Source organism: Bacillus massilinigeriensis, assembly GCF_900117315.1.
In the GTDB taxonomy this organism is placed as follows: domain Bacteria; phylum Bacillota; class Bacilli; order Bacillales; family Cytobacillaceae; genus Bacillus_BE; species Bacillus_BE massilionigeriensis.
Map to the genome: position 1 here is coordinate 1,021,034 of NZ_LT630337.1, position 13,987 is coordinate 1,035,020.

Sequence of the window (13,987 nt, forward strand, 5' to 3'; positions counted from 1 at the left end):
ACCTTTTTTAAATGGAATGCAGGTTTACTGCTATTTTTGTACCTACTACAGCATTATTCTTAACTAAGGCAATGTTTGATTCTAAGCTCTTTCCTGCAGTTAATTCTTTTACCTTTGCTAGTAGGAATGGTGTGACATTCTTACCTGAAATCTTTTTCTCATTAGCTTCCTTCAATGCGGATTCAATTACATCTGTGATTACTTTTTCATCCATCGCGTATTCTTCAGGTATTGGGTTAGCAATGACTGCTCCACCTTTTAAGTTTAAATCCCATTTGGCTTTTAACGTTGAAGCTACTGTTTCTGTGTCATCCACGCGGAAGTTGACAGGAATATCACTCGTTCTTGTGTAAAAAGCAGGTAAAACATCTGTTTGATAACCCATTACAGGAACGCCTTTTGTTTCAAGATACTCCATCGTTAATCCTAAATCCAAAATTGATTTTGCACCTGCACAAATCACTGCAACATTTGTTTGAGCTAATTCTTCTAGGTCTGCAGAGATGTCCATGGAATGCTCTGCACCACGATGAACTCCGCCTATTCCACCAGTAACAAAAATCTTAATTCCAGCTAAATCAGCACATATCATAGTTGCAGCAACAGTGGTTGCTCCCTTTTTCTTAGTAGCAATTAGGTAAGCTAAATCCCGACGAGATGCCTTGGCAACATCTGTGCTTTTTCCAAACATCTCCAATTCCTCATCGGATAGACCAATTTTAATTTTCCCATCTAAAATAGCAATGGTTGCTGGAACCGCTCCGTTGTCACGGACAATCTGCTCTACTTCACGAGCTGTTTGCACGTTTTGTGGATAGGGCATTCCATGGGAGATAATCGTTGATTCTAAAGCTACAATCGGTTTTCCTTGTTCTTTTGCCATACGTACTTCTTCAGATAGTGAGATATATTGTTTCATGATATTTCCTCCAGATCTAGTTGTAATTGGTTTGGTGATAAGTCCTGACGAACGGTATAAGTTGATTTTAGCGTTTTGGATGCATTCACAGAACCTGCTTTTGCGATATCAAGTAAATCACTTCCATCAAGCCATTTATAGATTACAGCAGCACAAAACGCGTCCCCCGCGCCTGTCACATCAACAATTTGATTCGTTTCAATAGACGGAACATGAATAATTCCTTCCTGTTTATTCCCAATCATTGCTCCCTCTTTACCATTGGTAACTACTACGTTTTCAATACCAAGGGATAGCCATTGTTCGAGAGCTTTCCTCCATTCTTCTTCATTACTAATTTCTCTTTGAAAATAGGTTTCTGTTTCATCCCTGTTGGTTATTAACCAAGTCACTCCATTTAAATCATCAGGAAGTCGAACCATCTTAGGGGAGGAAACTGGTATGAAAATGAGTGGCCGATCATGGGTTTTTGAAAAATGGCATAGAAACTGTAATGTTTCCTTTGGACAATTTAAATCGGCTACAATACATTTGGCATTGCTTAGTAAGGCATCATTTTTTAGGAGTATGTCTACTGATATCGAATCATATACTTCCATATCTGCAAGAGCAATGACCAAATCCCCTCTTGAATCTAGTACCGCTGAATAGGATCCTGTTGTCATTCCGTGTATTGGCGTTACATAATCCAGATTCATATAAAGTGATGAGGATTCTTGGATGAGCTTCCAATCAGAGTCTTCCCCACATGTAGTAAGTAAGACAGCATCTAGTCCAAGACGGCCAAGGTTTTCGGCGATATTTCGGGCAACTCCTCCAACGCTTTGTGTCGATTTTACCGGATTTGACGTTCCAAGCTGAGCTTTTTCTTTTATATAGAATTTCCGGTCAACATTTGCTCCACCAATACAGATGATTTGCTGTGATTCTTTTAACACATAGGCTCGGCCAATAATATATCCTTTTTTCATGAGACCAGATATCATATTGGCAACCGATGGTCGTGATAATCCTAAGGCATCTGCTAATTCCTGTTGAGATATGTAAGGGTTCGTCTTGACGATATCAAAAAGCGCTTGTTCTTTCTCTGTCATTCTATTAGACACACTCTCACCTCCTAAACTTTTGTTTATTAAATAAACTTATGTTTATAACATACAACTTTTTAACTCAACAGTCCACCTTTTTCAATAATTTCTCCAAAACTATTTTCTTTATCAAAATACTTTCAGTTTTACTCAGGCCATACAATATCCATTAGTTCCCTTAACTTTTTGTGAGATTACAGCGAAATAATATAGTTATCATACAATTTCAAGGGTGCTAATTATGGATAAAGGGCAGAAAATCGCTTCAGTAGGGAAATTATTTGAGAAATTTCAACATCTTCACAAGGAATACGGTCAACTATGGATGGATGAAACCTTTCTTCATTGGGATTGGTGGCTATCAGTTTTATTCTCTGTAGGATCATGGGGGTTTTGGATTTTTTATCGAAAAAAAGAGAGTACACACAGGCTTTTGTATGCAGGAATATTTATCATAGCTCTTTCATTATGTCTGGATTATATAGGGACAGCGCTCGGTCTTTGGTATTATACTGGAAAACTGACCCCATCATTTCCTGCCTGGCTCCCATATAATTTGTGTATGCTACCTGTTTCCATTATGTTTCTAATCCAAACAAAACCCCATATTGCTGGCTGGAAAAAAGGAATTTTTTACGGCTGGGTCACGGCTTTCATTGGAGAACCTATTTTTGTATGGCTCGGTTTCTATGTAATGACTGGTTGGCATTATATCTACTCAATTCTTCCTTACGCTCTAATTTACATTTTTGCAGAATGGCTTACTAAAAGGGACACATTTCAGAACGTTTGAGTACTATTCCAAAAAACATGCAGTATAATAAAAATAAGAGCAATCATCTGATAATGAAAGCTCTTATTTCATAAGGTACTTATTAGATCATTAATAGTTCTCGGATATCATCTTCCGTGAGGGTAGATGAAGCTTTATCACCCGTATCGATCAACTCATGAATGAGGTCTCTCTTTTTCTCTTGTAATTCATTCATCTTTTCTTCAATCGTTCCACGAGCCACTAGTTTGATAACCTCCACCTTATTTTCCTGTCCGATTCGATGAGCGCGATCAGCCGCCTGCTCCTCGACTGCAGGATTCCACCATAAATCATAAAGGATAACCGTATCCGCACCCGTAAGGTTTAAACCAGTTCCACCAGCCTTCAAGGAGATGAGAAATAAATCACGTTCCCCGTTATTAAAACGATTGCAGATTTCCAATCGATTTTCAGACGGGGTTTGTCCATCAAGATAGAAATACGACAAACCTTGTTTTGCTAGTTCCTTACCAATCAACTCAAGCATTTTGGTAAATTGGGAAAAGATTAATATCCTTCTTCCGGTAAGCTTAGCTTCCTCTATCAACTGCATTAATTGATTAAATTTTGCGGAGCTACCCTTATAGTCCGATACAAATAAGGCGGGATGACAACAAATTTGCCGTAAACGGGTCAAACCAGCTAGAATCTTTATTTTATTTTTCCGGAGAGTATCCTTATCTAGATGCTTCAATGTATCTTGTCGAAGCTTGGCTAAATAGGCAGCATATAGTTTTTTCTGATCATGAAGTAACTCAACTGAATGGGTCCATTCAATTTTTTCAGGTAGCTCGGAAAGCACATCCTTTTTCAGCCTTCTAAGTAAAAATGGACGAATTCTTCTTTTTATTTGTTCCTTAGTGAGGTTGCTATATTCCTTAAGTCCCTTGAAAAGTTCGGGGAAAACTACATGAAAAATAGACCACAGTTCTTCTAGGGAATTTTCTATAGGTGTTCCTGTTAGAGCAAAACGATGATTGGCTTGTAATCTTTTCACTGCTCTAGCCGTTTGGGTGATTGGATTTTTAAAGGCCTGAGCCTCGTCAAAAAACACCGTATGAAAGGTTTGCTGCTCAAACCATTTAATGTCTTTACGGATTAATGGATAGGATGTGATAAATACGTCAATATCCATCGCTTCTTTTTGGATTTTACGCCTTTCCTCCAAATTTCCATCCACAACGATTGCCTGAATTTCAGGGGCAAATTTCATCAATTCACTAAGCCAGTTGTACGTTAATGAGGATGGACAAACGATTAAAATTGGAGAATGATTTTTTCGGATGAATGGTAATTCTGATAGGATGAATGTAATGCTCTGTAAGGTTTTGCCAAGTCCCATTGAATCACCAAGGATTCCTCCAAAGCCATAGCCTGCAAGTGATTTCATCCATTTATACCCATGTACCTGATAATCTCTTAATATCCCATCCAAACCATTTGGAACCTCAAAGTCTAAACGATCTGGATGGGCGATGTTTTCTAGAAATTGTCGAAAGGATTCTTCAATGGAAAATACAGAATGGTCATCACTTAAACTAAGAAGCTGAAGACCTTGTACAAGCGGAACATTTAATTTTTCTTCCCAGTCTTCATTCTGTATTGGAAGTGCAGCTAAAAAACGTTTGATTTCTTCCAACTCTCTGCTCTCTAAAGAAAATAAGGAGCCATTTCTCAAACGGTAATACTTTCTTTTTTCCTCTAATGCTTGTAATACTCCTTTAATTTCTTTGTCAGAGATTCCATCTAATTCAAATTTGAATTCGAGCCAGTTTGTCCGCTCTTTTTTCAAATTTACTCGAATCCTTGGGATTGGGTTTTCCTTCAGTATTCGATTTCTTACTGCAGTAGTAGCATAAATTTGCACATGATGTTGTAATTTAGGTATAACATGGTGTAAAAACTCGTACTCCAGCTCCTCATTATGCAAATAATATCCGCTATCCGTCCTTGCAAAGGAGCTTTCCTCCATCAATTGCATAATGATATTCTCTTTTTCCTTATCTCTAAGAATCACATGATTACCTTGTTGATTCCAATCCTCCAATGGATTAATGATATAATTTTCATAATGGAACTCTAGTCCAGCAAGCAATCGATTTTTTAGACGGTCTAGGTAGAGCTTTGCTGTCAACGGGATTTTCTCGAGTTGTTTCATAATGGCTGATGATAGCCGGACTTCCCCTAATTTTTTCAAACCTGGTACCACTTTTTCAATAAATATTCCCAATTGACTTTCTTGAATGGGAATCTGATTAGTTCCAGACTTCTCTACCATTTGCTTTATTTCTAACAGACGTTCGATCTCCTCAGCATTAAATTGAACGAGTTTCCCTTCAGATAAAACAGATTGATAGGAATCTAATATAATGATGTCATTCAGGCCTGAAATTTTTAAAGAGTATCCTCTTCCCTCTGTATGTTGAAAATCAAACACAATTGGTAACAACTTGTCTGAAATGAAAAAGTCGCCCATTAAATGATTATCATATTCAATTTTTACAGATGGTGCATTTATTAAAAAAGGGACTAATTTCTTCCAATAGGAAGGTGGAATGAGGAAAAGGTCGTTTTCCATCCTGAAATTGGACTTTTCAATGAGTACATCTTCAAACATCTTTTCATCATTCATCAATAATATAAGTTGCTGTATGACAGAATCTGCTTCCTTTATAACACAATGAAGATTTGGATCAAATGTAAATACATTGGTAAGGACGCTAGGTTCTCCAGCATATATTTTCTCCAAAAATTCTCGGATATTTTGCACACGTATGGAACCAATCTCAATTCCAAGTCCCATCATATGTTGATCTTTACTGACTTGAACTAATTTACAAAAAAACTCAGCATCAAGTAACTTTCTATTTTCAAAATGAAGCTGATGTACACTTAGTCGCTTAGCTTTTTTATCAAAAAGAGATAATAAATCATTATTTATCAGGGATTCCGTATCCTGTTTGGATGACTGATAAGGGGCTGATTTCTTACTCTGCTTATCATATATAGATAATAAAACCGCTGCAATATGCTGGCATTTACCCCTAAAGGAAGGGAGAGTGGGACAACTACATTTTGTAGAAAAACTACCTTTAGCTTCTTTTTCAACGACAACATGGAAATCTTCGGTCCCTGAAACAGTTGCCTCACAGCTATGCTCATTAAATTTTTGAAAGGTTACTTTATGAGCATGAAAAAAAGCATCTCCTTTTTTGAAGGAGACTGTTCCACACATATCTTTAATGATTTTTCGGTTGATTTTAATGTTCAATGGCCATGACTCCTTCCTGGGGAATGCTCTTCTGATGATAAAATCCTTTATTCATTTTATATTGAATTGTGGTTTTTTATTTCACACTTACTAGTCATTTCCTAAGAAGGTTACTCTTCCTTCAATTTTTTTTGAGACCACTCATTTTCTAATATGCTCATTTCAAATAAGTTCCAATATTGATTGCCAACCCTGCTATGGTCTCTTAATAATCCTTCTTTCACAAATCCAGCCTTTTCGTAGCAGGAAATTGCTGAATGATTGAAATCAAACACTCCAAGGCTAACTCGGTGAAGATGTAGCTCTTCAAAAGCAATTTTTAATAATTCTTCGATCATCTTTTGTCCAATTCCTAACCCTCTAACGCTTTGATCTCCTACTAGGACTCTTCCTATTCTAGCTGAGTTATTTCTTTTATTAATATTACCTAATGATAGGTGACCAATTACTTTATTAGATTCGTTATGGATTACTTTATATATATAAATCTCAGAGTTTTCTTGATTGGCCTTTTCGATATACTTTGATAACTGGGTTACATCCAACGGATAGTTAAAGCTTGAACCTGACCATTGTATCATAAATTCAGGCGATTCTATCCAATTAATAAGCTGATTAAAATCAGACTCAGTGAAATATTCCAATCTTATCATATAATCCCCCTCTTCCCCTAATTATGATAATTCCTTTTCAAACATTATCATATCTAATGCCTGTATCCCATCTTCAAAAATCGGTTCTGGATATTGTCTAAAAAAGTCTTTCCTTATAGATGTGATTCTAAAGCCGCATTTTTGATAGAATGCAATATTATCTATACTTGAGTTTGCTGTTCCTACAATCATTTTACGATATTTTCCTCGGTAAAGATTGAATAATGATTGAATGATTTCCCTACCAATCCCCCTTCCCCTCCAATTAGGGGTTAAGGCAATATTTTTTAATTCCACTATGCTTGAGGAGTCTTCAATAAATAGCGCGACACCCGCAATCTGATCTTCAATATATACGGCGTATAAATCACCTTCATCTAAATACTCTTTAACCATCTCTTCACTTTCATCAGCTAACAACAAATATGGAATCAATTGGTCTCTCTCACCTAAACTAATTTTCTTAAGTTCTACTCTCTCCCTCATGAAATCACCAACTCACATTTGATATAACCTAATTATAATCTGAATTTTATGATTGGATAAAATATATTCTTTCCAATCTATTTAGTAAAGGGTTAATAAATACGAAACCTTTTCCTTATATCAAAACAGTAGCCCCATAAGGAGCTAGTATCATATCCTTTGGGCTACTGTTTTCTGTTATCTAATCCATGTTATTTATAAATTATTCTGGATGAAGAAACCTATCTTAAATCCATTAAAGTGTCTCTGACTCTAGTCGAAAACCTTCCACAATTACTTCTTCTTCCACCTCTAACAATAGGCACCGTTTCCCTTGGTAGGTAATATATTTAATATTTTTTAGGTTTTCCGGGTTGATGCTCACATCTGCCACTTTCGTTTTGATTTTAATGGTTTTGGGAACTAAACTACTTGCCTTAAATTCATGCTTCTCATCAGCTACTACATCCTTAAAGGCATGTTCTACCTTGACATTATCTACATTTTGGACCCCGCTAACCTCAAGGATTCGCCCAACATCCTTGTAATCAAGCATTGGCATTTCGCTTTCTTCATTTTCTAGCTTTTCTTGGACCATTTTATCAATTTCCTCATACACATTGGAAATAACCCTCGTATCAACCTCTTCTCCAATTACCTCTTTTAAAATAAGTTCGAAACTGGCCTTATCTTCTTCAGCAGTAATGATATCTTCACAATTGAGGACATCCTCAATAAATGTAAAACTTGGTTGATTCGCTTTCCCTGCACAATAGAGAATATGGTTCACATCTGCAGCGTTATCATTAAAAGCAGGAAACAGAAACCCTGAAAGCGGGGAATCCATATTAATAATTGGATCAACTACGTTGTATGATTTAAAGAGCTTTTCAATATAATCAAACATCAGAGCTTTTTTCGGCTGATCCGTTTTATTGAGACTGCTGAGGATAAATTCGTTAGAATAAACTTCATCATCTCCGCCCATTTCGGATTCCGGGTCTCGTTTCTTAGTTGGTTTGCGGTATTCTCCTCGGATAAATGTTACTACGGTATCAAATTCATACTTTGCATGGGTAAACATTTTCTCGACAATGTCTAACATGTTATCCTTCCAATCCTCCGAGTCTGCCTTCAAACCTTTATAAAGGATCGTTTGAGTGCTATCATCCACATCCCTTCTGAATTTTAGCTCGAACAATTTGGCATCAAGGTTGCCCGTCAGAACCTTTTTAAAGTTTGCCAAAAACAATTCCTGTGTTTCTTGTTCTAACATTTGAAACGGCTGGCTTACTTGGTGATATATTTCACCTGATTCCTTCTTCACGTAAACGTTGAAGATTTCTCGAATCTGCATACGATTGTTATTTAATTTAAATTGTTTGCGGATATTTGCGATGTCTTTTTTATTCATTTGTTTCAACTCCCACTCCTGATTATACTGTTCTAAAAGGAAAATAGTAAGTGAAACAAATATACAGGTTTCACCAATACCAATAAATAAGGACAGTCTTTCACAAGGATGATCTAGCATTCAAACACAAAGAATGAGTCTCTCTAAAGTGAAAGACTCATTCTTTGTCATACTATCCTAAATATTTTCCTGCTTCAAACCATCAATGATATTTTCTTTTTTAATTTTACTAATGGAATAAAGCATCGCAGAGCCAACAATTAGGAAGATAGCGATAATCACATAAATGAAACTCAACCATGGGATTTCAAATCCATATTCGAAGGTCTTTCTCATAGCCCAATAAATGAATCCCATAACAATCACACTAATAGGAATTCCGTACAATAAGGCTTTGATACCATAAAATATACTTTCATAGTTTATCATTTTGTTGAAGCCTTTTGATGTCATTCCAACGGATTTTAGCATTGCAAATTCACGTTTCCTCAAGGAAATGCTTGTAGAAATTGTATTGAATATATTGGCTATCGAGATGAGTGAGATGAGTGCAATGAATCCATAAGTGAATACAGACATCAATAAAACCATCTGTTCCTCCCGCTCTCTCTCCTGAAAGACATTATAGACATACATATTGGATTTTTTCATATCTTCAAGTGCTTTTTGTGTTTCCATTGGATCCGAACTCTTTAAGTAAATATTGTCATTAATGGGATTTTTAACTTCTTTATTTACTAACTGATTTAGAGTATCCATGGTCATAACCAATTCCATACCACCTAAACCTGCACGATAACTACCCATTGGCAATTCCTCAGTTATTGTCCCTACTTGCACTTGGTGGACCTTATTAAAAGCCCCCGTTTCATAATCCATCGATAATAACTCTAATGTTTTTCCTTTCTCTATATTGATTGATTTTGTTTCAATTATTTTTCCCGTTTCCATATCCTGATATTTTATTTTTCTAATAGCAATTGCCTTTGGTTTTTGCGGTTGATTATATTCTTTGAAATCCACGCCAACTTTTTTTGCATAGTCTTTAAAGCTTTGATCATCCAATGCATGAAGTACGACGTAATAGGTATATTTTCCATTTTCTAATAAGGTTTGATCCTTTTTAACGAGCTCCTGTAAGCTGTCAGCTATCTCTGATTGCTCCAATTTCGTATTTAGCTCCAAACTCTTATCAAGCGTATAATCAGTCACATTTGCTAAATGTGAAATTACATTTAACTCCTTTTCATCTGAAGATAGATCTAATGACACATTAATATCAAAATTCACATCATCCTGGGATAGTACCAGGGTTTTTTTCAAACTCTCAGTAAAAAAGGATACGGATAAAAATAAGACAATACTAATGACGAGAGAAAATACGGTTGCCTTGTATCTTCTTTTATTTCTCTTTAAGTTTTTCAAACCAATTTCCGCCTCTAGTCCAAATAGCTTGCGAATGATTTTTGAGGTCTTTACCGCTTTACTAGTCAGTTTTATATCCTGTGTTTGGCGAATCGCTTCAATTGGAGAAATCTTGGATGCCTTCCTAGCAGGTAGGTAAGTTGAGATAAAAATAGTCAAAATGGATACCAGGCAAGCAGTTAATAGAGAAAATGGAGTAATAATTAGCTTTAGCCTTTCAGTAATTAGAAGTGCTTCTTCAATAAAGGAGTTTATAAACATAAAAGTGATACCAATTCCACCTAGGCCAGCGAGTAGTCCTAATGGAATGCTGATCGCCCCAATAAACGCCCCTTCAAAAAAGACAGAGTTTCGTTTTTGCTTTTTTGTTGCCCCAACACTTGCAAGCATTCCGAGATGTCTGGAACGTTCAGAAACACTAATAGCAAAAGCGTTATAGATTAAAGAAACAGACCCGATTATAATAACACCCATGATAATACCCAATAAAGAGTTCAATGTTATTTTTAAATTACCGTTCCCTGTCACTCCATAATAGCGAAGGAGTTCTTCGTTGAAGCTAAAGGCTTTCACATGATTTTCCTTTGCTAATTTCTCCGTCTGCTTGAAAAGAGTATTGCTAACCTTGTTAAGAACGACAAGTGCATTGACTTGTTCCTCTCCATTTAACGTGCTAGGGTCTAAGAAATTAATTACTGTGTAACCCGGTGCCCACGATGGCTCCCATTTTGGTCGTTTAATCATTCCTACAATCGTAAAGGTTTTTGTTTCTTGTATCTTTAACGTTTCACTCGTTTTTCCCTCTTCATCTCTTTGTACATCATAATTCTGTAAGAGAGGCTCGACTTCATTCTCCAAATACCTCTCTCCCATTTCTATAGTGATTGAATCACCAATCTTATAGTTAACACCGGCATCATTTATTATCTCTTCTGAAATAACGACTTCATTTTCAGACTTAGGAAGACGTCCTTTTTTTAGCTCAATCGGGAATTGTGTTAATCCTTTTTCGCTGTATTCCTTAATGTATAAATAGGGTTTATTTTCATTTTCCGATTCCTTTAGGCGAGCATATTTTCCATTGTTAGTAAGAATGACTTTTTGTGTATTCTCATCTTTTTGAATCGCCTCAATCTGATCTTTGTTCACATTTTTATATTGAACATGCCACTCTCCATCAGTTGCAATAGTTTGTCTTTTCATCAAATCCAAAAATGAAACACCGAGAGTGGAGACCGCTGTTACCATGGCTACTGAAATAATGACTCCAATAATGGTCACAAGCGTTCTTCTTTTATTTTCCTTAAGATGTCTTAAGGTTAGTCGGTTAATAATATTCATGGACGAATCACCTCGTCCTTCGCAATCTTACCGTCTTCAATAGAAATGACGCGATCAGCTTGCAAGGCAATGTGTTCATCATGAGTAATCACAATCAATGTTTGGTTAAAAGTCTTGTTAAACATTTTTAACAGTTCAATAATTTCATTGCTGTTTTTGCTATCAAGATTTCCGGTTGGTTCATCAGCGAGCATAATAGAAGGGTTGCTGATAAGAGCCCGACCAATCGATACTCTTTGCTGCTGTCCACCAGATAGCTGATTCGGTAAATGACCTAAACGTTCCTTTAGTCCAAGAATACCAACGATATCATTAAACTGCTTCTTATCCACCTTATGCTCATCTAAAAGCAATGGGAGGGTGATATTTTCTTCAACCGTTAATATCGGAATTAAATTATAAAATTGATAGATTAACCCAATCTGCCTTCTTCTAAAAATAGCCAACTGGGTTTCATCTAGCCCATAGATATCTGTGTTATTAATGAGAACCTTCCCGTGACTTGGACGATCAACCCCTCCAAGCAAATGCAATAACGTTGATTTACCAGAGCCTGAAGGTCCTATAATCGCAACAAATTCTCCTTTCTTCACTGAGAAGGAAACATCATCGAGAGCTTTAACTGCGGTATCACCTTTCCCATAGACTTTAGACAGATTTTCTATTTGCAAAATATTCATTATAAGTTCCTCCTAATATCCATTTCCACTACAGTTTATCTGTCTAAAATGACTATCAAGTGACTCTTAAATGACAATTTAGTCACTTAAGAAATTTTCTACAAAGTTTATTTAAATAATTTGCTTGTAAATTTTTATCTGGAATTGTGTCCCTTCCCCTACGACACTCTTAACCTTAATATCACCATTCTGACTTGTGATAATGCTATTGGCCATTGCAAGTCCAATCCCAACACTGTCTTCACTCGCATTTTTTCCTTTATAAAATCTCTTGAATATATAGGGAAGATCCTCTCTTGCTATTCCCTTTCCATTATCGGAAATCGTAATTTCCGTATATAAGGCATTTTCGTTATAGAAAATGGAAATCTCTCCCCTGTTATCCGTATGCTCTACACAGTTTTTTAAAATATTAATAAGTGCTTCTGCAATCCAATTTATATCTCCAACAAAAGTGGCATTTAGCTCTCCATCAATTTTTAATGTTTGCTCCTTAATATCCATTGGAATTAAAATCGGCTCAACTGCTTTTCGTATCAATTCTTGGACAGAAATTTGATCCTTTTTAAACAAAACGGTACCTGCATCTATTTTCGAAAGCTTTAGCAGGGATGACACGAGCCATTCGATTCTTTCTAATTGCACATGAATGTTCCTTGTAAATTCTGCTCGCTTTGTTTCATTAAGTGTGGGATCACTTAATAAGTCAGACATCACCATCATCGAGGTTAATGGCGTTTTAAGCTGATGAGAGATATCCGAAATAGCATTCATCAGCATGATTTTATCATCCTGTAAATAATTGCTTTTCTCAGAAAGCATTGATGTTACTTTATAAATATCATTTTTGAGAATACTAAGTTCCCCTTCGTAATTATCACTGATATCGAGGCCATAATCCCCACCTGCAATCCTTCTTAAATAATTGGATAATTTCTCAATTTCTTTATATCGCAACCAAGTAAAATATAAGAAATATCCAATGAGGAGGAAGGAAAAAACTAAGAGGAACAAAGCTGCCTTCATTGACAAAAGAATACCAGCGAATCCGATTGCTACTAGACAGATATTGCTTATTATGAAAATCAGCCATTTAATTTCTCTATTTCGTAGCATTTACTCACCTACCTTATAGCCCATTCCACGAACAGTTTTTATAATCGTTGGATTTTGCGGGTTCTCTTCTAGCTTTTCTCTTAATCTCTTGATATAAACCGTAAGTGTATTATCGTTCACAAAGTCTCCCGCCACATCCCAGATTCGTTCTAATAGCTGATTCCTTGTTAACACCTGTCCAATATGATTGGCAAAAATCAAGAGCAAGCGATATTCTAAGGCAGTTAAAATGACCTCCTCGTCCTTACGATATACTTTTCCCTCTAAAGTATTGATACGGATGTTTTCGATTTCGATCACGGTTTTCTGCTGAAGGCTAGTCTGTTTATTGTAACGACGAAGCACAGACTTAATTCGAGAGAGTAGTTCCCGTATTCGAAAAGGCTTTGTTATATAATCGTCAGCTCCCATATCAAGACCCATCACCACATTCACTTCATCGTCAAGGGCAGTCAGAAAGATAACTGGTTTATCGTCCTTCCTTTTCACTAATGCGCATAAATCATACCCGCTCCCATCGGGTAAGGATAAATCAAACAAACATAGATCGATTTCACTTAATTGGTCCTCAATAATCCACTTAGCCGTTTCAAAATTATGGCAAAGGGTTGTTTCATATTGATCCTGTTGCAAGGAATACTCTAACCCGGAGGCAATTGTTTTATCATCTTCAACCAACAATATTTTCATAATTAACTCCTTAACTAATTCTAGGTACTATTCTTCCATCATATTTTATTAGGAAGAACCTCGTCAAAAAAATACAAAAGCCAATAATTATTTAAAAATAAAAGTTCCATT

11 protein-coding genes are annotated in these 13,987 nt (G+C 36.1%); 1 reads left to right on the top strand and 10 read right to left on the bottom strand.

All coding sequences use genetic code 11. The features are described from left to right. Window positions 1-7 precede the first annotated feature (7 nt). A complete protein-coding gene (locus BQ6100_RS05225; protein ID WP_075980666.1) occupies window positions 8-919 on the bottom strand; it encodes a pseudouridine-5'-phosphate glycosidase in 912 nt (303 codons plus the stop codon). Continuing rightward, window positions 916-2,013 (bottom strand): carbohydrate kinase, encoded by a 1,098-nt coding sequence (locus BQ6100_RS05230; protein WP_075983444.1) that lies wholly within the window; start codon window positions 2,011-2,013, stop codon window positions 916-918. Before BQ6100_RS05230 ends, BQ6100_RS05225 begins: the two co-directional genes overlap by 4 nt. 235 nt (window positions 2,014-2,248) lie before the next feature. Here BQ6100_RS05230 and BQ6100_RS05235 point away from each other — a divergent pair, with 235 nt between their 5' ends. Further along, window positions 2,249-2,800, top strand: coding sequence for a CBO0543 family protein (locus BQ6100_RS05235; protein WP_075980667.1), 552 nt, complete (start codon window positions 2,249-2,251; stop codon window positions 2,798-2,800). A gap of 82 nt (window positions 2,801-2,882) precedes the next feature. Here BQ6100_RS05235 and BQ6100_RS05240 read toward each other — a convergent pair whose 3' ends face one another. The 8 genes from BQ6100_RS05240 to BQ6100_RS05275 form a co-directional block, all read right to left on the bottom strand. Then, a complete protein-coding gene (locus tag BQ6100_RS05240; RefSeq protein ID WP_075980668.1) occupies window positions 2,883-6,092 on the bottom strand; it encodes a DEAD/DEAH box helicase in 3,210 nt (1,069 codons plus the stop codon). A 110-nt stretch (window positions 6,093-6,202) separates the two neighbouring features. Further along, window positions 6,203-6,745 (bottom strand): GNAT family N-acetyltransferase, encoded by a 543-nt coding sequence (locus BQ6100_RS05245; RefSeq protein WP_075980669.1) that lies wholly within the window; start codon window positions 6,743-6,745, stop codon window positions 6,203-6,205. A gap of 21 nt (window positions 6,746-6,766) precedes the next feature. Further along, entirely contained in the window at window positions 6,767-7,231 is a 465-nt protein-coding gene (locus BQ6100_RS05250) for a GNAT family N-acetyltransferase (protein ID WP_075980670.1), read from the bottom strand. Window positions 7,232-7,466: 235 nt separating this feature from the next. Beyond that, window positions 7,467-8,624, bottom strand: coding sequence for a DUF4317 domain-containing protein (locus BQ6100_RS05255; protein WP_075980671.1), 1,158 nt, complete (start codon window positions 8,622-8,624; stop codon window positions 7,467-7,469). Window positions 8,625-8,801: 177 nt separating this feature from the next. Continuing rightward, on the bottom strand, window positions 8,802-11,390 hold the full coding sequence (locus BQ6100_RS05260) for an ABC transporter permease (RefSeq protein ID WP_075980672.1): 2,589 nt from the start codon (window positions 11,388-11,390) through the stop codon (window positions 8,802-8,804). Then, window positions 11,387-12,070, bottom strand: coding sequence for an ABC transporter ATP-binding protein (locus tag BQ6100_RS05265; protein WP_075980673.1), 684 nt, complete (start codon window positions 12,068-12,070; stop codon window positions 11,387-11,389). The genes BQ6100_RS05260 and BQ6100_RS05265 overlap by 4 nt, the downstream gene beginning before the upstream one ends. Window positions 12,071-12,181: 111 nt before the next feature. Next, window positions 12,182-13,186 (bottom strand): sensor histidine kinase, encoded by a 1,005-nt coding sequence (locus BQ6100_RS05270; RefSeq protein WP_075980674.1) that lies wholly within the window; start codon window positions 13,184-13,186, stop codon window positions 12,182-12,184. Then, a complete protein-coding gene (locus BQ6100_RS05275) occupies window positions 13,187-13,876 on the bottom strand; it encodes a response regulator transcription factor (protein WP_075980675.1) in 690 nt (229 codons plus the stop codon). It lies immediately after the preceding gene. Window positions 13,877-13,987 lie beyond the last annotated feature (111 nt).

What these genes read in the sequence shown, in the direction of transcription:
- BQ6100_RS05260 (WP_075980672.1), bottom strand. Translation starts at nt 11,390, where the DNA reads ATGAATATTATTAACCGACTAACCTTAAGACATCTTAAGGAAAATAAA.
- BQ6100_RS05275 (WP_075980675.1), bottom strand. Translation starts at nt 13,876, where the DNA reads ATGAAAATATTGTTGGTTGAAGATGATAAAACAATTGCCTCCGGGTTA.
- BQ6100_RS05250 (WP_075980670.1), bottom strand. Translation starts at nt 7,231, where the DNA reads ATGAGGGAGAGAGTAGAACTTAAGAAAATTAGTTTAGGTGAGAGAGAC.
- BQ6100_RS05225 (WP_075980666.1), bottom strand. Translation starts at nt 919, where the DNA reads ATGAAACAATATATCTCACTATCTGAAGAAGTACGTATGGCAAAAGAA.
- BQ6100_RS05270 (WP_075980674.1), bottom strand. Translation starts at nt 13,186, where the DNA reads ATGCTACGAAATAGAGAAATTAAATGGCTGATTTTCATAATAAGCAAT.
- BQ6100_RS05235 (WP_075980667.1), top strand. Translation starts at nt 2,249, where the DNA reads ATGGATAAAGGGCAGAAAATCGCTTCAGTAGGGAAATTATTTGAGAAA.
- BQ6100_RS05230 (WP_075983444.1), bottom strand. Translation starts at nt 2,013, where the DNA reads ATGACAGAGAAAGAACAAGCGCTTTTTGATATCGTCAAGACGAACCCT.
- BQ6100_RS05255 (WP_075980671.1), bottom strand. Translation starts at nt 8,624, where the DNA reads ATGAATAAAAAAGACATCGCAAATATCCGCAAACAATTTAAATTAAAT.
- BQ6100_RS05265 (WP_075980673.1), bottom strand. Translation starts at nt 12,070, where the DNA reads ATGAATATTTTGCAAATAGAAAATCTGTCTAAAGTCTATGGGAAAGGT.
- BQ6100_RS05245 (WP_075980669.1), bottom strand. Translation starts at nt 6,745, where the DNA reads ATGATAAGATTGGAATATTTCACTGAGTCTGATTTTAATCAGCTTATT.